The sequence below is a fragment of the Rhizobium phaseoli genome, from assembly GCF_001664385.1.
Classification (GTDB): domain Bacteria; phylum Pseudomonadota; class Alphaproteobacteria; order Rhizobiales; family Rhizobiaceae; genus Rhizobium; species Rhizobium phaseoli.
In genome coordinates this window covers 2151146-2170062 of sequence record NZ_CP013532.1, presented here as the reverse complement: position 1 = coordinate 2170062, position 18917 = coordinate 2151146, and the positions used below count along the sequence as shown (strand labels likewise).

The 18917-nt window shown below is 61.7% G+C and carries 19 protein-coding genes; 2 read left to right on the top strand and 17 right to left on the bottom strand.

From position 1 onward, the window contains the following. Positions 1-6 precede the first annotated feature (6 nt). The 9 genes from AMC88_RS10600 to pcsA form a co-directional block, all read right to left on the bottom strand. Positions 7-1011: an ABC transporter permease gene (locus tag AMC88_RS10600; RefSeq protein WP_012483774.1), complete on the bottom strand. Its 1005-nt coding sequence runs from the start codon at positions 1009-1011 to the stop codon at positions 7-9. After that, complete coding sequence (gene ytfR / locus AMC88_RS10595) at positions 1008-2528, bottom strand: galactofuranose ABC transporter, ATP-binding protein YtfR (RefSeq protein ID WP_012483773.1); 1521 nt, start codon at positions 2526-2528, stop codon at positions 1008-1010. The genes AMC88_RS10600 and ytfR overlap by 4 nt, the downstream gene beginning before the upstream one ends. A 119-nt stretch (positions 2529-2647) precedes the next feature. Next, the gene (ytfQ, locus tag AMC88_RS10590; RefSeq protein ID WP_004673778.1) at positions 2648-3610 is read right to left on the bottom strand and encodes a galactofuranose ABC transporter, galactofuranose-binding protein YtfQ; all 963 of its coding nucleotides are present in this window, start codon (positions 3608-3610) and stop codon (positions 2648-2650) included. Positions 3611-3754: 144 nt separating this feature from the next. Further along, on the bottom strand, positions 3755-4831 hold the full coding sequence (locus AMC88_RS10585; RefSeq protein ID WP_004673779.1) for a BMP family ABC transporter substrate-binding protein: 1077 nt from the start codon (positions 4829-4831) through the stop codon (positions 3755-3757). 53 nt (positions 4832-4884) lie between these two features. Continuing rightward, complete coding sequence (locus tag AMC88_RS10580; protein WP_012483772.1) at positions 4885-5805, bottom strand: ABC transporter permease; 921 nt, start codon at positions 5803-5805, stop codon at positions 4885-4887. Continuing rightward, a complete protein-coding gene (locus AMC88_RS10575) occupies positions 5802-6887 on the bottom strand; it encodes an ABC transporter permease (RefSeq protein ID WP_004673781.1) in 1086 nt (361 codons plus the stop codon). The genes AMC88_RS10580 and AMC88_RS10575 overlap by 4 nt, the downstream gene beginning before the upstream one ends. An 11-nt stretch (positions 6888-6898) precedes the next feature. Beyond that, positions 6899-8467: an ABC transporter ATP-binding protein gene (locus AMC88_RS10570; protein ID WP_064825253.1), complete on the bottom strand. Its 1569-nt coding sequence runs from the start codon at positions 8465-8467 to the stop codon at positions 6899-6901. A 39-nt stretch (positions 8468-8506) separates the two neighbouring features. Further along, positions 8507-9487 (bottom strand): quinone oxidoreductase family protein, encoded by a 981-nt coding sequence (locus AMC88_RS10565; protein ID WP_064821995.1) that lies wholly within the window; start codon positions 9485-9487, stop codon positions 8507-8509. A gap of 10 nt (positions 9488-9497) precedes the next feature. After that, positions 9498-10226: a phosphatidylcholine synthase gene (gene pcsA, locus AMC88_RS10560; protein WP_010022947.1), complete on the bottom strand. Its 729-nt coding sequence runs from the start codon at positions 10224-10226 to the stop codon at positions 9498-9500. Positions 10227-10563: 337 nt separating this feature from the next. Between pcsA and AMC88_RS10555 the strand changes: the two genes are divergently transcribed. Beyond that, a complete protein-coding gene (locus AMC88_RS10555; protein WP_004673785.1) occupies positions 10564-11376 on the top strand; it encodes a ferredoxin--NADP reductase in 813 nt (270 codons plus the stop codon). Between the two features lie 50 nt (positions 11377-11426). On the opposite strand, the gene AMC88_RS10550 is transcribed toward AMC88_RS10555, so the two are convergent. The 6 genes from AMC88_RS10550 to AMC88_RS10525 form a co-directional block, all read right to left on the bottom strand. Further along, entirely contained in the window at positions 11427-12041 is a 615-nt protein-coding gene (locus AMC88_RS10550) for a GntR family transcriptional regulator (protein ID WP_064825252.1), read from the bottom strand. Positions 12042-12450: 409 nt separating this feature from the next. After that, positions 12451-13653 carry an ABC transporter permease gene (locus AMC88_RS10545; protein ID WP_064825251.1) on the bottom strand — a complete coding sequence of 401 codons (1203 nt, stop codon included), beginning with the start codon at positions 13651-13653 and terminating at the stop codon, positions 12451-12453. After that, on the bottom strand, positions 13643-14359 hold the full coding sequence (locus AMC88_RS10540; protein ID WP_016733020.1) for an ABC transporter ATP-binding protein: 717 nt from the start codon (positions 14357-14359) through the stop codon (positions 13643-13645). Before AMC88_RS10540 ends, AMC88_RS10545 begins: the two co-directional genes overlap by 11 nt. A gap of 12 nt (positions 14360-14371) precedes the next feature. Then, positions 14372-15664, bottom strand: a complete 1293-nt coding sequence (locus AMC88_RS10535; protein WP_064825250.1) for an efflux RND transporter periplasmic adaptor subunit — start codon at positions 15662-15664, stop codon at positions 14372-14374. 244 nt (positions 15665-15908) lie between these two features. Next, positions 15909-16283 (bottom strand): GFA family protein, encoded by a 375-nt coding sequence (locus AMC88_RS10530; RefSeq protein ID WP_064825249.1) that lies wholly within the window; start codon positions 16281-16283, stop codon positions 15909-15911. A gap of 5 nt (positions 16284-16288) precedes the next feature. Continuing rightward, a complete protein-coding gene (locus tag AMC88_RS10525) occupies positions 16289-16498 on the bottom strand; it encodes a hypothetical protein (RefSeq protein ID WP_004673790.1) in 210 nt (69 codons plus the stop codon). A gap of 377 nt (positions 16499-16875) precedes the next feature. On the opposite strand from AMC88_RS10525, the gene AMC88_RS10520 reads away from it, so the two are divergent. After that, on the top strand, positions 16876-17058 hold the full coding sequence (locus tag AMC88_RS10520) for a hypothetical protein (RefSeq protein WP_004673791.1): 183 nt from the start codon (positions 16876-16878) through the stop codon (positions 17056-17058). A 64-nt stretch (positions 17059-17122) separates the two neighbouring features. Here AMC88_RS10520 and AMC88_RS10515 read toward each other — a convergent pair whose 3' ends face one another. Then, the gene (locus AMC88_RS10515) at positions 17123-17707 is read right to left on the bottom strand and encodes a hypothetical protein (protein WP_114950289.1); all 585 of its coding nucleotides are present in this window, start codon (positions 17705-17707) and stop codon (positions 17123-17125) included. 128 nt (positions 17708-17835) lie between these two features. Continuing rightward, a complete protein-coding gene (locus AMC88_RS10510) occupies positions 17836-18915 on the bottom strand; it encodes an ABC transporter ATP-binding protein (RefSeq protein WP_064825248.1) in 1080 nt (359 codons plus the stop codon). Positions 18916-18917 lie beyond the last annotated feature (2 nt).

The window sequence follows — 18917 nt, the reverse complement described above, 5'->3', positions numbered from 1 at the left end:
TTTCGGCTACTCCCTTCCGCCCTGCCGGCGGCTGGCGAAGATGGCGAGCGACTGCACCGCCGGCGACTGGATGACGAGGATCACGATGATGATGACCGCCTTGATGATCAGGTTGAATTCGGGCGGAAAGCCGGAGGACAGAATGCCGGTGTTAACCGCCTGGATAATCATCGCGCCGATCAGCGATCCCAGAATGCTGAATCTGCCGCCGAGCAGCGAATTGCCGCCGACGACGACCGCGAGGATGGCATCGAGTTCAAGCCAGAGACCGGCATTATTGGCGTCGGCGCCCTTGATATCGGCTGCGACAATGATGCCCGCGATCGAGGCGCAGAGCCCGCTCAGCATATAGACGGCCATCAGCAGCACCGGCGTCTGGATGCCGGAGAGCGTGCTGGCGCGGCGGTTGATGCCAACGGCCTCGAGAAGCATGCCGAGCGCCGTGCGCCGGACAAGCAGGATGACGAGCAGGCCGACCAGCAGCCAGATGACCACAGGCATCGGCAGGAGAGCCATGGAACCGCTGCCGAAGAAGATCAGACCGTCATCGTTGAAGGTCAGGATGGCGCCTTCGGTGATAAGCTGGGCGATGCCGCGGCCGGCGACCATCAGCACCAGCGTGGCGATGATCGGCTGGATGTTGAGGATCGCCACCAGGAAACCGTTCCAGACACCGCAGGCAAGCCCGATCGCAAGCGTCAGGATAACGGTGTAAGCAACTGAATGTCCTGACACAATCGATGATGCAGCAACGGCGCCGCAGATGGCGATGACCGCTCCGACGGACAGGTCGATGCCTTTGGTGGCAATCACCAGCGTCATGCCGATCGCCAAGAGCGCCACCGGCGCGCCGCGATTGAGCACGTCGATCAGGCTGCCATAGAGGCGTCCGTTCTGAACAACCACATTAAAAAACTGCGGTGACGTTATGAAATTCAACAGAAGAATGACAACGAGCGCGATCAATTGCGGCGCCAGGCGATAGGCCAGCGCATGCCGGGAGGATTTCATGCTTCCTCCTTGTGCTCGGCGGCGGCAATGGCATCGACGATGGCGGCGGCGGTGATGCGCTCGCCTGTCAGTTCGGCGATATGCTGCCGGTCGCGAAGCACGATGACGCGTGAACTATAGGCGACAAGCTCTTCAAGTTCCGAGGAAATTACGATCAATGACATGCCTTCGGCGCAGAGCTGTTCGATGAGCCGGATGATCTCGGCATGGGCGCCGACATCGATGCCGCGGGTGGGCTCGTCGAGGATGAGAAATTTGGGATTGGTCGCCAGCCAACGGGCGAGGATCGCCTTCTGTTGGTTGCCGCCGGAGAGCAGGCGGATCGGCTTTTCGCGGTCGGTAGTGCGGATGTCGAGCGCCTTGATGTAGCGGTCGGCGAGCGCATTCTGCTCGGCACGCGACAGCGGCCGGGTCCAGCCGCGGCGGGCCTGCAGCGCCAAGGCGATATTTTCCCTGATCGACAGGTCGCCGACGATGCCGTCGGTCTTGCGGTCCTCGGGGCAGAAGCCGAAGCCCTTTTCGATCGCGGCGCGCGGGCTGGAAAGGGTTGCGGGCTGACCGTCGATCGTGGCGCTGCCGCTATCGGCATGCTCGACGCCGAAGAGCAACTCGGCGGTTTCGGTGCGCCCCGAGCCGAGCAGACCGGCGATGCCGACCACCTCGCCCGCACGCACATCGAGATCGAAGGGCTTGACCTTGCCGCGTTTGCCGTAGCCGGCAAATCTGTAGCGGACTTCGCCCGCCGCAATGCTGTGTTCCCTGACCGTCTCTTCGGCCTGGGCGAGTTCCCGGCCGAGCATCATGGCGATCAGGCCCTGGCGCGGCAGATCGGCGGCGTCGCGGGTACCGACGAGCTTGCCGTTGCGCAGCACGGTGATGCGATCGCTGATCGCATAGACCTGCTCGAGGAAATGGGTGATGAAGACGATGCCGAGACCGCGCTTCTTCAGATCCTCGATGATGCGGAAGAGCAGCGCCACTTCCTGGTTGTCGAGGCTTGCCGTCGGCTCGTCCAGTATCAGCACCTTGCCGGAGAGATCAACGGCGCGGGCGATGGCGACCACTTGCTGGACGGCGACGGAGAAGCGGCTGAGCTCGGCGGTGACGTCGATGTCGATGCCGTAGCCGGCAAGCAGTTCGCGCGCTTTGCGGTTCATCGCACGCACGTCGGTCATGCCGAAACGCCGCGGCTGGCGTCCGAGAAAGAGATTTTCGGCGACACTCAGATTGGTGAGGAGGTTGACCTCCTGATAGACGGTGCCGATGCCGAGCTTCTGGGCGGCAAGCGTATTGGCCGGATTGATTTCATGGCCATCGAGCACCAGGCTGCCACCGTCACGATGATAGGCGCCGGTGATGCATTTGATCAGCGTCGATTTTCCCGCGCCGTTCTCGCCGAGAAGCGCATGAACCTCGCCGCGGCGCAGCGTGAAATCCACCTTGTCCAGGGCAACGGCGCCGGGGAAGAATTTCGATATGGCCGAGGCTGCGAGGATAGTCTCGTTATTGTGAACCATGAGGGCTGCTGTTTCCTGATATTGCGCCTTGCGCCTGCGCCAAAGCCGGGCATGACGCCCGGCCGGCACCGGCAGTTCCGCACCGGTCCATGAGGGACCGGTGCGGTTCCAGGTTCAAATCAGTAGCCCTGACCCTTCTTCTCTTCGTAGACCTTCATCGGGTTGTCGGCCGGCGTATAGAGCTTGGACTCGGTCTGGATCCACTTCGGCGGAGCCTTCTTGTCCTTCAGATAGGCATCGAGCGCATCGAAGGCGGGGCCGGCCATGTTCGGCGTCAGCTCGACCGTGGCGTTGGACTCGCCTTCCGACATTGCCTTGAAGATATCGGGCACGGCGTCGATCGAGACGACGAGGATATCCTTGCCGGGCTTCAGGCCGGCTTCCTTGATCGCCTGGATGGCGCCGACGGCCATGTCGTCGTTATGGGCGTAGAGCGCGCAGATGTCCTTGCCGCCATTCTCGGCCTTCAGGAAGCTTTCCATGACTTCCTTGCCCTTGGTGCGGGTGAAGTCGCCGGTCTGACTGCGGACGATCTTGAGGTTGTCGTGGCCCGCGAGAGCCTCTTCGAAGCCCTTCTTGCGGGCGATGGCCGGCGAGGAACCGGTCGTGCCCTGCAGTTCGACGACGTTGCACTTCTTGTCGCCAACAGTCTTGACCAGGAAGTCGCCAGCGACCTTGCCTTCATGGACGAGGTCCGACGTCACAGCTGTCAGGTAGAGATCGTCGGGAGCCTTGATGGTGCGGTCGAGCAGGATGACCGGAATCTTGGCTTCCTTGGCTTCCTTCAGAACATCGTCCCAGCCGGTTTCGACAACAGGGGCGATGAGGATGGCGTCGACGCCCTGAGCAATGAAGGAGCGCAGCGCCTTGATCTGATTTTCCTGCTTCTGCTGCGCATCGGCAAATTTCAGATCGATGCCGCGCTTCTTGGCCTGTTCCTTGGTCACGGTCGTTTCAGCCGCGCGCCAGCCCGATTCCGAGCCGATCTGCGAGAAGCCGACGGTCAGGCCGCCAGCCGAAGCCGAACCGAACATGCAGGCAGCAAGAATCGTGGCACTCAAAAGTGCAGTCTTCAATTTCATGATTTCCTCCCAATGCCGCATCTCGCGGCGCAGTGTCAAAAAATCATATAGTATTACTTTTGTAAATCGGAATCTTTGCAAGCACTGCGAAAAAAAAGAGCGCCCACAAGGGGCGCCCTTCGCAACCATGAATTGACCTGCAGCTTATTGCGCCGGCAGCTTGTCGTCGACGCCTTCGACGTAGAAGTTCATGCCGAGCAGCGTGCCATCATCGGCCTTCTCGCCGGCCTTCAGCCAGGGCGTCCCGTCCTGCTTGTTGATCGGGCCGGTGAAGGGATGCAGCTCGCCCGACTTGATCTTGGCTTCGGTTTCCTCGGCCATCTTCTTCACGTCGTCGGGCATGTTGGTATAGGGCGCCATCTTCAGGATACCGTCCTTGAGGCCGTCCCAGCTCTGCTCGGACTTCCAGGTGCCGTCGAGCAGCGCATGAACGCGCTTGGAGTAGTAGGCGCCCCAGGTATCGACGATTGCCGTCAGCTGCGCTTTCGGGCCTGCGGCGATCATGTCGGAGGCCTGGCCGAAAGCGTGAATGCCGCGCTCTTCGGCCACCTGCATCGGCGCCGTCGTGTCGGTATGCTGCGTCAGCACGTCGACGCCCTGGTCGACCATGGCCTTGGCGGCATCGGCTTCCTTGCCGGGGTCGAACCAGGTGTTGACCCAGATGACCTTGAGCTTGAAGCTCGGATCGACCGACTTGGCGCCCTGCTCGAAGGAGTTGATGCCCATCACCACTTCCGGAATCGGGAAGGAGGCGATGTAGGCGGCACCGTGATTCTTCGAGGTCTTGGCGGCGATCTGGCCGAGGATGTAGCGGCCTTCATAGAAGCGCGAATTGTAGGTGGCGAGATTGGGGCCGGACTTGTAGCCGGTGCCGTGCTCGAACTTGACCTTCGGGAACTTGGCGGCAACCTTGACCGTCGCATCCATGAAGCCGAAGGACGTCGTGAAGATCAGCTTGCAGCCGGAACGGGCAAGGCGCTCGATGGCACGCTCGGCGTCCGGGCCTTCCGGCACGTTTTCGAGGTAAGGCGTTTCGATCTTGTCGCCGAATTCGGCCTGGACCTGTTGGCGGCCGAGATCGTGCGCCTGCGAATAACCGCCGTCGGTATGCGAACCGACATAGACGAAGCAAACCTTCGTCTTATCAGCAGCCTCTGCGGCGGAGGAGATGCCGATCACGGCGGCAGCCGAGGCGGCAAGGGCGAATGCATATTTCTTCATGGTGACCCCTGTTGGTTTGAAGCTATTCCGGATACCCGTCCTTGTGTTCTTGTTTATCGCTCCGGCACGAAGGCTTTTCCAAGCGACGCGGGCGTATTGATCAACGTCGTGCGCCGATTATGGGAAATGATGATGAGAACCGCAATAGTCGCGGCATAGGGCAGCATCGACAGAAATTGCGCAGGAATGCCGAGACCGAAAGCCTGCGCGTGCAGCTGCAGGATGGTGACCGCGCCGAAGAGATAACCTCCGGCAAAGACCCGCCACGGCCGCCAGGAGGCGAAGACCACAAGCGCCAGCGTGATCCACCCGCGGCCGGCCGACATGTTCTCCGCCCATTGCGGCGTGTAGACAAGCGACAGCTGGGCGCCGGCAAGACCGGCGCAGGCGCCGCCGAACATTACCGCCAGATATCGTGTGCGGATGACGCCAATGCCGAGCGCATGGGCCGAAGCGTGACTGTCGCCGATTGCCCTCAGCTTCAGCCCGGCCCGGCTGCGGAACAGGAACCAGCTGACGCCGACGACGAGCGCGATCGACAGATAGAAAATCAGATCCTGCCGGAAGAGCACCGGGCCGACGAGCGGGATATCCGACAGGACGGGAATGACGATCTCTTCCAGGCGGATGCCGGGAACGCTGACATAGGCCTCGCCGAGCATGCCGGATGCGCCGAGGCCGAGAAGGGTGAGCGCCAGTCCCGTTGCCACCTGGTTTGCCACCAGCGTCAGCGTCAGGAAGGCGAAGAGCAGCGAGAAGAGCGCACCGGCCGCAATGCCGCAGACAATCCCGACATAGGGCGAGCCCGATGCCTGCGCGCCGGCAAAAGCAGCGACCGCGCCCATGATCATCATGCCTTCGACCCCGAGGTTCAGAACGCCGGAGCGCTCCGCCACGAGTTCGCCGAGGGCTGCGATGACCAGCGGCGTCGAGGCGGTAATCACCGTCAGCAGAATCGCTTCGAAGATGCTCATGCCACGCCACCCCTCACCCGCGACCAGACAATGCGGATTTTGTAATAGATCAGCGTATCGCAGGAGAGCACGAAGAAGAGCAGCAGGCCCTGGAAAACGCGGGTGACCTTGTCGGAAACGCCGAGCGACAGCTGTGCCGCCTCACCGCCGAGATAGGTCAGCGCCAGCACCAGGCCCGACGCGATGATGCCGAGCGGATTGAGCCGCCCGAGGAAGGCGACGATGATGGCGGTGAAGCCATAGCCCGGCGAGATCGCCGGCTGCAGGTGGCCGATCGAGCCGGAGACCTCGGCGATCCCGGCGAGGCCGGCAAGAGCGCCGGAGAAGAGGAAGCTGAACCAGATCATCTTCTTCGAGGAGAAGCCGGCAAAGCGCCCTGCCCGCTCCGACTGGCCGAGCACGACGATCTCGAAGCCCTTCAGCGTATAGCGCAGCATGAACCAGACGCCGATCGCCGCAACGATGGCGAAGACGAAGGCCCAATGGGCCCGGCCGGATTCTTCCCAGATTGCCGGCAGCACCGCTTCCGGGGCGAAATCGCGCGAGACCGGAAAGTTGAAGCCCTTCGGATCGCGCCAGGCGCCGCGGATCAGCCAATCGAGGAAGAGCTGGGCAATATAGACCAGCATCAGCGACGTCAGGATCTCGTTGGTGTTGAAATGCGCCTTCAACAGCGCCGGAATGGCGGCGAACAACGCGCCGCCGAGCGCGCCCAGGACCAGCATCAGCGGCAGCACCAGCGGCGAATGCCAGTCATAGAAGACGATCGGCAGATAGGAGCCGGTGATGGCGCCGATGGTGAACTGGCCTTCGGCGCCGATATTCCAGTTGTTCGAGCGGTAGCAGACGGCAAGGCCGACCGCGATCAGGATCAGGGGCGCCGCCTTGATCGCCAGCTCGTGCAGCGACCAGACCTCGAGCAGCGGCTCGACGAAGAAGGCGTCCAGCGCCTCGACCGGGTCTTTGCCGAGCATGGCGAACATGATGGCGCCGAAGGCAAGCGTCAGCACAAGCGCCAGCAGCGGCGAGACGAAGGTGTAGAGCTTCGAGACATCGGGGCGTTTTTCGAGTTCAATGCGCATGCGCTGCCTCTTTAATGCGCATCGGGCGCCTCCAGGGCATGTTTGCCGTCATGCAGGCCGCCCATCAGCAGGCCGATCCTTTCGCGCGTCAGTTCGCCGGCCGGATAAGGCCTGGAAAGCCGGCCTTCGGAGATGACCGCGATATCGGTCGCCACCTCGAAGATCTCGTCGAGATCCTGGCTGATGACGACGACGGCGGAGCCGGCCTTTGCGAGATCGACCAAGGCCTGGCGGATGCGGCTTGCAGCCCCCGCATCGACGCCCCAGGTCGGCTGGTTGACGACCAGGACGGCCGGCTGCCGGTCGAGCTCGCGGCCGACGATGAACTTCTGCAGATTGCCGCCGGAGAGCGAGCCTGCGGCCGGATCATCGCCGCTCTTGCGCACATCCATCGCTTCGGAAATCCGCCGCGCGGCAGATTTCACAGCACCTTGGCGGATGATGCCGAGCGCGCCGAGAAAGGCCTTGCGGTCCGACTGGCTGCGGGCGAGCACCAGATTGTCCGACAGTTTCATGGCGGAAACGGCGGCATGGCCATGCCGCTCCTCCGGCACGAAACCGGCGCCGAGCAGGCGGCGGGCCGTGATGCCCTCGGTGCCCACCGGCTTCTTGCGGATGACGATCGCCTCGGCCGACGCGACCGGATATTCGCCGGACAGTGCATCGAAAAGTTCGCTCTGGCCATTGCCGGCGACACCGGCGATGGCAAGGATTTCGCCCGAGCGCACGGCCAGAGAGACATCGCGCAGCGGCATGGCGAAGGGCGTGCGCGCAGCGACGGACAGGTTGGCAACGGCCAGCTGCACCTCGCCCTTATCCGAGCGCTCGGGATGAGTGACGGTCGCCACTTCGCTGCCGACCATCATGCGGGCAAGCGACGCGGGCGTTTCCCGCTTCGGATCGCAGGCGCCGGTCACCCGGCCATGACGCAGCACCGTGGCGCGATCGCAGATGCGCTGCACCTCTTCCAGGCGATGGCTGATATAGAGAACCGAGCGGCCTTCGGCGCGCAGCTTGAACAGCGTTTCGAACAGCCTGTCGGCCTCCTGTGGCGTCAGCACCGAGGTCGGCTCATCGAGAATGATTAGCTTGGGGTTCTGCAGCAGCGCGCGGACGATCTCGATCCGCTGGCGCTCGCCGACCGAGAGATCGGCGACATGGGCATGCGGATCGAGTGGCAGACCATAGGCGATGGAGAGCGCCCTCGCCTCCTCGGCGATCTTGCCGATCGGGATGGTATCATCGAGAGATAGCGCGATGTTCTCGGCGACGGTCAGCGCCTCGAACAGGGAGAAATGCTGGAAGACCATGCCGATGCCGAGCTTGCGGGCCTCGCCCGGCGAGGCGATGGCGACCGGCCTGCCTTGCCAGAGGATATCTCCGCCCGTCGGCTCCAGAACGCCGAACAGCATCTTCACCAGTGTGGATTTGCCTGCGCCATTTTCGCCGAGAAGCGCGTGAATTTCGCCCGGCGCGATATCGAGATCGATTTCATTGCAGGCGGCAAAGCTACCGAAAAACTTCGTCAGCTTCTGGACGGATAACAACGCACCGGAATCCGGCACATTTAATGGCGACACGTTCCCCTCATTTCTTCTGCCGATCGGTCCGTTCGGATCTCATGGAATCAGCAGCGTCGTTCCTGTTGTTTTTCTTGTTTCCAGATCCGCGTGAGCCCGCCCAACCTCACGCAACGGATAGGTTTGATTGACATTGATACGCACTTTGTTGCTTTGCACAACATCAAATAGCGCTTTCGCACTGTCGATGAGTTCCTGGCGCGCGGCGATATAGGTGAAGAGCGTCGGCCGCGTCGCAAACAGCGAGCCTTTCTGCGCCAGCTGAGAAAGAGTGAAATTCTCGATCGGCCCGGAGGACTGGCCGAAGGAGGCAAAAAGGCCGCGCGGCTTCAGGCAGTCGAGCGACTGTGGAAAAGTATCGCGGCCGATCGAATCATAGACGACATCGACGCCCTTGCCGCCGGTGATCTCGCGGACACGCGTCACGAAGTCATCGGTCTTGTAGTTGATCACGTGGTCGTAGCCATGGGCGAGCGCCAGCGCGATCTTGTCTTCAGAACTCGCCGTGCCGATGACGGTGGCGCCGAGCGCCTTTGCCCATTGGCCAGCGATCAGCCCTACGCCGCCGGCGGCCGCATGGAACAGCAGGACCGTTTCGGGGCCGACCTTGAAGGTGCGGTTCAGGAGATATTCGGCGGTCATGCCCTTCAGCATCATCGCCGCAGCCGTTTCGAGTTCAATGCCGTCGGGCACATGCACGAGATGGCGCGTCTCGATATTGCGCTCGGCGCTATAGGCGCCATCGGCGCTCGCATAGGCGACACGGTCGCCAAGCCTGAAATCGGTAACACCGGGGCCGACGGCCGTCACCGTGCCGGCGCCCTCCTTGCCGGTGACGAAGGGAAGATGTGGCACCTTGTAGGAACCATTGCGAAAATAGACGTCTATGAAATTGAGGCCGATCGCAGCCTGCCGGATCTGCACCTCACCGGCCGCGGGCGGCGGAAGGTCGATCTCGACATAGTCGAAAACCTCCGGTCCACCCGTCCTTGAAAATGAAACCGCCTGCGTCTTCGTCATTTGCCTGTCCTCAAGTTTCGCGTCCCAGGGCGGGGAAGAATTGCAGCACCGCGCCGATGACGTAAAGATAGATCCCGGTCACGATAAACAGAATGAGCGCCCATTCGGGCGTATCGAAGTGCATCAGCAGCGAAAGAATTCCGAGCGCCGACCACAGGAAAAAGACGCCGAGATTGAGCGGGCGCAGCCGTTTGACGCGGACCGGGTGGAGGAAATTGATCGGCAGGAAGGTCAGCACCACCGAAACGATAACGACGGCAAGTGCCGTGGTCGCGCTCGCATGGATGACGAACAGGGTGAAGACGATCATGTTCCAGACGACGGGGAAGCCGGAGAAGAAATACTCCTCCGTCTTCATGCCCATGTCGGCATAATAGATGGCGCTGGAGACGACAATCATGCCGGCGGCGACAAAGGACCAAGGCTCGCCGATCATGCCGCTCTGATAGAGCGCGAAGGCCGGCAGCAGCACATAGGTGACGTAATCGATGATATTGTCGAGCGTATCGCCCGACCAGTTCGGCAACACTTCCTTGACACGCACCTTGCGCGCAATCGGCCCGTCTATGCCGTCGACGAGAAGGGCAAGCCCCAGCCACCAAAACATGTCGATGAAGCGATGCTCGGCGGCCGCGACGACGCCGAGAAAGGCAAGGAACGAGCCGGAGGCCGTCAGGATATGAACGGAAAAGGCGCGCATCTCCGCGTAAGGAACACGCTTGTAGTTGAAAATCTTCATATCCCCTACCGCCCTATCGCGCTCGCCCCGGCAAGCGTCTTTTTTTGCCACCGGCACCGATCCCGTCGCTGAATCGGTTCCCGTAGATCCTTGTTGTCGCACCGATTTCGCCGAAATCCGGCATCCATATCGGGCACGCCGCACTAATATGCATCCTTTGCCGGGCTTCGCCAGCGGGAAATGAGACATTCCCCGCCAGCCATTGAATCCTGACAATGACATGCATATTTCCCTTCAGGAGCGCTGCGTGGAATGGAATGCCTTTAATTCGAGCCCGATATGTAATATCTGCCTCGCATCCGATAGTTCATCCGACGAAACGGGATCCTCTACCGCAATGAACGCGCCTGCAAAGACCGAAGACTTCGCCTCGTCCATCCCCGCCGGCGTTTACGCCGAGACGGTGCTTGCCGTGACGCATTACACCGACCGGCTCTTCCGCTTCACGATGACCCGGCCGCAGGGCTTCCGTTTCCGTTCCGGCGAGTTCGCGATGATCGGCCTGATGGTCGAAGGCAAGCCGGTCTTCCGCGCCTATTCGATCGCCAGCCCCGCCTGGGCCGAAGAACTCGAATTCTTCTCGATCAAGGTGCCGGACGGTCCGCTCACCTCGCATCTGCAGGCGATCAAGCCGGGCGACCAGGTGCTGATGCGCAAGAAGCCAACCGGCACGCTGGTGCTCGATGCGCTGACGCCCGGCCGCCGCCTCTACATGTTCTCGACGGGAACGGGCGTTGCGCCCTTCGCAAGCCTCATCCGCGATCCCGAGACCTACGAAAAGTTCGAGGAAGTCATCCTCACCCATACGACCCGCGATGTCGCCGAGCTGAAATACGGCTTCGACCTCGTGCACGAAATCCAGAACGACGAACTGCTGAAGGAAGTCGTTGGCGACAAGCTGCGCCATTATGCGACCGTCACACGCGAAGACTTCGAATATCGTGGCCGCATCACCGACCTGATCTCCTCAGGCAAGCTGTTTACCGATCTCGGCGTGCCGCCGCTCGATCCGGCAATCGACCGCGGCATGATCTGCGGCTCCTCGGCCATGCTGAAGGACACCAAGGAACTGCTCGAACAGGCCGGCCTCAACGAGGGCGCCAACAGCAAGCCCGCCGAATTCGTCATCGAACGCGCGTTCGTCGGCTGATCGTTTTCCAACGTGCATATCTGACAACGGCTCCGGAGACGGGGCCGTTTTTATTTGGCGGCGAGATAGTCGATCAACACCACCATGGCGGCGCGCGCCTCCGCCACCCTGCCCTGCTGAATGGCGCGAATGACGGTGACATGTAGCGCGATGGCGCGGTCCATGCGCTCCGGGCTTGCGGTGGAGTACCAGAGGCGGCGCGAATGCGTCTGCACCGGGCCGAGTGCTGCGACGATGAAACCGTTCGGGCAGGCATCCTCGAGGATTTCGTCAAAAGACTTGTCGGCGGCGAAAAAGCCGGCGAGATCGCCGGTCACCGCGCATTCCTCCATGGCGCGAGCGCAGTCGCCAAGGCGATCGCGCTGTTCATCGGCCGCATGTTCGGCGGTCAATGCGGCCGCGATCGGCTCCAGCTCACGGCGCACCTGCATGACATTGCCATGGTCTTCAGGCGCGATCTCGGCCACCTGCAACCCAACACGCGGCTTCACCAGGATCAGCCCCTGCCAGGCAAGCTTCTGGATCGCCTCACGCACCGGCGTGCGCCCATGGCCTGCCAGATCGATCAGCTGCTTTTCGGTAACGAGCGCGCCCGGTTTCAGCGCCAGCGTGACGATCAGATGCTCAAGCGTGAGATAGGCACGATGGCTTTGTGACGTCTGCATGCTGAAAAGTCCGCTGCCTGTCTGATATATCACATACTGGCACGGTCAAAAACTGAAGACAACATTGAAATATCAGCACAGAGACAAATAGATAGCAGTAGGTGAGTTTCGGCGAATGCGATTTCGACCTGGTTTGTCCACGTGCCGCCCCACCGACGCCGCCGCGGGAAGATTGGGAGCGTAGGGTCGGGTCTGAGAGTAAGTCTTGTGGAGTGAGCCATCTCCGGCGACTTTAGCCCCACTCTCCGTCATGTTCGGCCCCGAGCATCCACGCCGCATCCGCCAGCAGTCGTGGCATGGATCCTCGGCTCAAGGCCGAGGAAGACGGAGGACGGGTTGGAGTTCCTGCCAAACTCACCCGGCGTAAAGAACGAGATCGCGCGCTTTGCCACAACGCCTTTATCTTGCATTACTCATGCCGCAGCGCCTCGATCGGATTCAGCTGCGCTGCCCGTCTCGCCGGGAAATAGCCGAAGATCATGCCGATTGCGGCGGAGAAGAGGAAGGCGACGGCGACCATCATCGGGCTGAAGACGAAGGGGACTTTCAGGAAAGCCACCGCCACCAGGCCGAGGCTAAGGCCGAGCACGATGCCGGTGATGCCGCCGAAGAGCGAGAGCGCCACCGCCTCGACCAGGAACTGGGTCAGCACCTGGCCTTCGAGCGCGCCGATCGCCAGGCGAATGCCGATTTCGCGGGTGCGCTCGGTGACGGAGACCAGCATGATGTTCATGATGCCGATGCCGCCGACGAGCAGGCTGATGGCGGCGACGGCGCCAAGCAAGCCGGTCAGAAGCGTCGTCGTGCCGGTCATCGCCTCGGCGATCTGCGTCATGTCGTTGACGTTAAAGTCGTCCTGCCGGCCGGGAATGATCTTGCGGCGCTCGCGAAGCAGGTTTTCGACATCGGCCTGCACCTTGGCCGTCGACACACCGTCGCGCGCCGAGATGATGATTTGCGGCACGTTGCTGTTGCCGCTGATGCGCCGCTGGAACACTTTGACCGGCATGATGACCACGTCGTCCTGATCGGTGCCCATGCCGGACTGGCCGCGCTTGGCAAGCACGCCGATGACTGGGCAGGAAACCTTGCCGACGCGGATCTGCTGGCCGATCGGGTCGGCGGCGCCGAAGAGCTGCGAGCGAACCGTCTCGCCGATAATGCAGCGGGACTGGCCGCGCTCTTCGGCGGGGGTGAAAGTGCGGCCGAGCGCCAGGCTCCAGTCCTGCGCGGTGAAATAGTCGTTGGTAGTGCCGGAGACGCTGGTCGAATGGTTCTGGCCGCCAAATATCACCGTTGCCGTCGACTGGTTGAGCGGCGCCACCGCCCTCAAGCCGCCGATCTGGTCGCGGATGGCGGCGACATCCTTGACGCTGAAGCGCTTGGCCTCGGAACTGGCGCGGCCGGGGCCGAACTGGCCGGGACGGACGAACAGCATGTTGGTGCCGAGCCGCGACAGTTCGGTCGAAACCTGTGCGGTCGTGCCGTTGCCGATCGTCACCAGCGCGATGACGGCGGCAACGCCGATGACGACGCCGAGCACGGTAAGGAACGAACGCAGCATGTTGCGGCTGATGGCGCGCAGCGCGAGTTTCAGCGTCTCAAAGAACATGATCCGCCCTCCTCCGATGCTCGATTTCGGTCTCGAGCTTGCCGTCGACAAAGCGCAGCAGCCGCTCAGCATAGGCGGCGATATCCGACTCATGGGTGACCATGACGATGGTAATGCCCTGCTCGCGGTTCAGCCGCGTCAGCAGATCCATGATCTCGACGCTGGTCTTCGTGTCGAGGTTGCCCGTCGGCTCGTCGGCGAGCAGCAGCGCCGGTTCGGTGACGATGGCGCGGGCGATGGCGACGCGCTGCTGCTGACCGCCGGACAGTTCTTGCGTCTTGTGGTGCTCACGCCCGGTGAGGCCGACCAGCGCCAGGGCCTCACGCGCCCGTTCACGCCGCTCGCGCACCGCCATGCCGCGATAGATCAATGGCAGCTCGACATTCTCGACCGCCGAGGTGCGCGGCAACAGGTTGAAACCCTGGAAGACGAAGCCCAGCATGTGGCGGCGCAACAGCGTCAGCTGGCCGCGGTCGAAGCCGGAAGTCGGGATGCCCTGGAAGACATAGTCACCCGATGTCGGCACGTCGAGGCAGCCGAGGATGTTCATCGCCGTCGATTTGCCGGAGCCGGATGGCCCCATGATCGCGACGAATTCGTGGGCGGCGATCGCCAGGTCAACGTGGTCGAGGGCGCGGATCGCCGCCTCGCCCTCGCCGTAGATTTTCGAGACCTGCCTGAATTCGATGAGCGGCGGGCTTGCCATCCGTCTCTCCGCTTAGTTCGTCCGCACCGCGGCGTCGGTCACCAGCGCGTCGTTTTCCTTGAGGTCGCCGGAGACGACCTGGGTGAACTGGCCGTCGGACGAGCCGACCTGAATGACGATAGGCGTGGAGCGACCGTCGCGCAGCACCCAGACGCGGCGCTCCGTTCCCGTCAACGTCTGGGCCGAATTGCCGCCGCGCCGGCGGGGCGGGCCGAAGATTCCCAGAATGCCGCGGCCGCGCCGTTCAGCCTGCGGAGGCGCATAACGCAGCGCGGCATTCGGCACCATCAGCGTATCCTTGACGGCCTCGACGGTGATGTCGGCGGTCGCTGTCATGCCGGGGCGCAGCAGCAGGTCGGCATTGTCGACGGAGAGGACCGCTTTGTAGGTCACGACATTGTTGACCACTTCGGAGGCGAAGCGGATCTGTTCGATCTCGGCGGGGAAGGACCGGTCGGGATAGGCATCGACGGTAAATTTCGCCTTCTGGCCGACGGCGATCTTGCCGACATCGGCTTCGTCGACATCGACCTGCAGCTCCATCTTCTTCAGATCGCCGGCGATGGTGAAGAGGATCGGCGCCGAAAGCGAGGCTGCGACGGTGGCGCCCGGATTGACCGAGCGGGTAAGAATGACGCCGTCGATCGGCGAGACGATTTTCGCCTTGGCGAGATTGACCTCGGCCAGTTGCAGGTCGGCCTCAGAGGCGAGCACCTCGGCTTCGTTGATCTGTTTGGCGGCGACGGCGGAATCATATTTGTAGGTGGCGTCGTCGAGACTCTGCTGGGTGGAGACATTGCTCCTGACCAGGCTCTTCAGCCGCTCCAGCGAGGTGCTTGCCGATTCGAGATCGGCATTGGCCTTGGCGACATTTGCCTTGGCCGAATTGACCTTGGCGCGCGAACTTTTCACATCCGCCTCGAGCTTGTTGGTATCGAGCAGCGCCAGCACATCACCCGCCTTGATCGTGCTATTGTAATCGACATTGACGTCGCGGACGGTGCCAGACAGTTCACTCGATATATCCACCTGCTCAGTCGGCTGCACCGATCCGGTGGCGGTGACGAGCACTGTCAGATCGCCACGTTTGGCCGGCTGTGTCGTGTAGCTCACTTCACTTTGCCCGCGGCCGGCATAGAAATAAGCGGCAGTCGCGGCGGCAGCGATGAGGATCAGCAGGATGAACAGGCGTCCGCGCCAGCGGCTGCGCTTGTCCCGCTTTCCGGATGCGGCAAGAACCGCGGCGAGGTCGGGCGTGGTGCCCGCCTTGGCTCCGGTTTCGTTGCCGCTCACGATTTTGCTCATGTCATCCTCGATCAGTCAGTGGCCGCCTCGGCCCTGCAGTGAACTAATCACACCGCAGATGAACCGGGAATTAGCGTTGCCGCCGAACTGGCACGGAATTGCGGGCGGGTGAAATGAAATATTGGTAAGAAAAGTCAAGTTTCGAGGCGACGGAGTTGGTCGCGCGAAACTGCAAGGAGGTTTCCCAATAATGACATCCGGAGAACCAAAGAGCTGACGCGTGCCAAACCGCACCCCTCGCCGGTTAATCGGCATCCTCGGCATATTGATCCGCACCCGGCAACTCCCGCAGCCAGTTTTCGCGCCGCTTGATCCAGAGTTCATAATCCGGTTCAAGGTCGGTCGGGGGACTGTCGAGGGAACCGAGCCGGACTTCCACCGACTTCTCCTGCAGGCAGAAGAGCCTACCGCCGCAGGCGGGGCAGAAGCTACGGCCGGCGAAAGTGGCGATCTGACCGGTGTGGGAAAAGGCCGGGCGCGGCCAGACGGCAAAGAAGACGAAGGCAGAACCGCTCGTTTTGCGGCAATCGGCGCAATGGCAGAGGCCGACGCGGAGGGGCTCACCCTCGACGCTATAGACAACCGCCCCGCAGAGGCAGCTTCCAGTTCGCCTCCGCACGGCCGTTAAGAATCGAGACTGGTGGGCAGCCCAGGCGGGCGCCGCTTTGCCGCCATCAGCAGATCGAGTTCGGTGGCGGAGGGGCCGAACTTCTCATAGAGACGCCTGGCCTCCTTGTCGTCCAGCCGGTATTTTCTGGCGAATTCGCTGAAGCTGTAGGGGCGGCCACGCAGAACTCTTCGCGCCGGGGTCGCCGTTTTCGGTGCGTCGGTCATGGTTTTCTCCTTTCATCAGCTACACTTTAACTTAGAGCGGTCCAGCCATTTGGAAAGAGTCGAGAGGCCGCTCCGAGGCCGTGAAGCGGGATGGATGCGGCTGATTTCCTGGAACCTTTTCGCCTATACCCAGTTTTCCGAGCGAGGTTGCGGGCCGCGCCAAGCGGACGCGGCGGTGCTGGAGAACATCGGGATTTTTCCGCTTTCTCCCGGTGGCCGACGAAACGGCAGGCGAGCTCCCTACCCGCCCGGTCCGCTTCCTCATCCCTCGTTTCGGCATGAGATCACGAAATATTAAAATGCGGAACGCACGCGCCGGAGCGAGGTTGTCAAGACGAGGTCGACGTGGCCTCAGTTCAAAACCAAGGAGAAACCAAATGGCAAACCAAGGTGGAACCCACGAACAGCACGTCAAAGCCGGGCAGCAGAGTCATAAGAACGACTCCAATACCCGCAGCGCCTCTTCAGGCGGCCGCGACGCGCAGTCCAGCGGAACCCGCGGCGGCAGCCATGAACAGCACGTAAAGGCTGGTCAGCAAAGCCACAAGAACAGCCACTAAAGCTGACCTGATGTGAAAATTCGGCCCGCGCCCTCCATTCCGGCGCGGGCTTTTTCGGATGCGGTCACCCCGCCCTACCCGCGTTGTGTTTAAGACGAAGCAATGCAAACATCCGTTGAACGAATAACGCAAAACCAAGATATAGTCCGCATATCTCGATGTAACTTTTAATAAGATTCACGACAATACCGGAGTGTGTACTAGTGGAATAGAGGCTGGCCGGTTCGGTGGAGATTGCCTTTGTGGCTATGTAAAGATACCCCAAGGTTAAAAAGACAGATATTGGAATAAGCTTGGGGATATAGCTGGCATCCTTAACCCATATCTGACTGACAAATAGGTAGAAAAGATAGATCAACATGATAGCGCTGATCATGGAGCGCGTGGAAAGCAGTATGCAGCTATCTGGTACCGGGTAGCCGGCCTCTAATAGGACATTGGCATCCCGAAGATTCGGTGGCCAGATTCCCATATATATGCTGTTAGATGCCAGATAGCACGCCCCTTCAGCATGCACCCAAGAGAAGCCATTCATCAATACTGCAATAAGAAATGTGACCAACATCGCAGAGAGAAGTTCCCACAGCTGGCGGTGCATTTCTTTGTCCGCCTCGCCCTCCTTCACATTGGCGCTTTTCAGTGTAGTCACTAGCGATCCGGCAAAAGGTAAGAAAACGGAACTTAAAGTCGAATTGCTATCAAAACGGTTTCATCGTCAAGGATGATTGGAATCTTATAGCGAATGCACATTCGCGCCGCTCGGACGATCCTTGGATCTCAAGACAGACGACGGCCTTCCTCACCGAAGAGGTGCAAAACCTCGGGATCTAAATGCAGCGGCAGGCTGTCGCCGGATTTCATCTTTTGCTGGCCCGCAAAGACGGCGATCAGCTTCTTGCCGGCGGCTTCGGTGTGAACGACGGTTTCAGAACCCAGCTCCTCGACAAGGGTGATCCGCGTGTCAAGCCTGCCTGCGGCGGCTGAATCGGCGAGGCTGATGTGTTGAGGTCGGATGCCGATGCTGACCCTCTCGCCCACCGGGCGCGCCTCCCTGGCAAGGACGGAAAGGCGATGGCCGCCGACGGTTTCGACTTGCACGAAACCACCCTCATGACCGACGATCGAGGCTTCCAGGAAATTCATGTGCGGCGCGCCGATGAAGCCGGCGACGAAGCGGTTGGCGGGTTTGTTGTAGAGTTCCAGGGGTGTTCCCACCTGCTCGATTCTGCCGCCTCTCAGCACGACGATGCGGTTTGCGAGCGTCATCGCCTCGACCTGATCATGGGTGACGTAGATCATCGTCGCCTTCAGGCGAGCGTGGAGCGCGGCGAGTTCGGCGCGCATGCTCACCCGGAGCTCGGCGTCAAGATTGGAGAGTGGCTCATCGAGCAGGAAGGCATCCGGCCGGCGGACGATGGCGCGGCCGATCGCGACGCGCTGGCGCTGGCCGCCGGAGAGCTGGCCTGGTCGACGCTGCAGGAAAGGCTCGATCTCCAGCATGCGGGCGGCGTCAGTGATGCGGGCCTCGATCTCGGCCTTCGCCACCTTGGTATTCTCCAGGCCGAAGGCAAGGTTTTCCCGCACGCTCATATGCGGATAGAGCGCATAGGACTGGAAGACCATGGCAAGGCCGCGATCGGCGGCGCCGATTGCGGTGACATCCGCGCCGTCGATGGCGATGCTGCCGCCTGTGGGCTTGTCGAGACCGGCGATCAGCCGCAGCAGCGTCGATTTCCCGCAGCCCGACGGGCCAACGAAGGCGATGAACTCGCCGTCGTTGACCGCAAGCGAGACATCGCGAATGACCTCGACCGCGCCGAAATTCTTGACGATGTTCCTGAGCTCGAGCCCGCTCATGC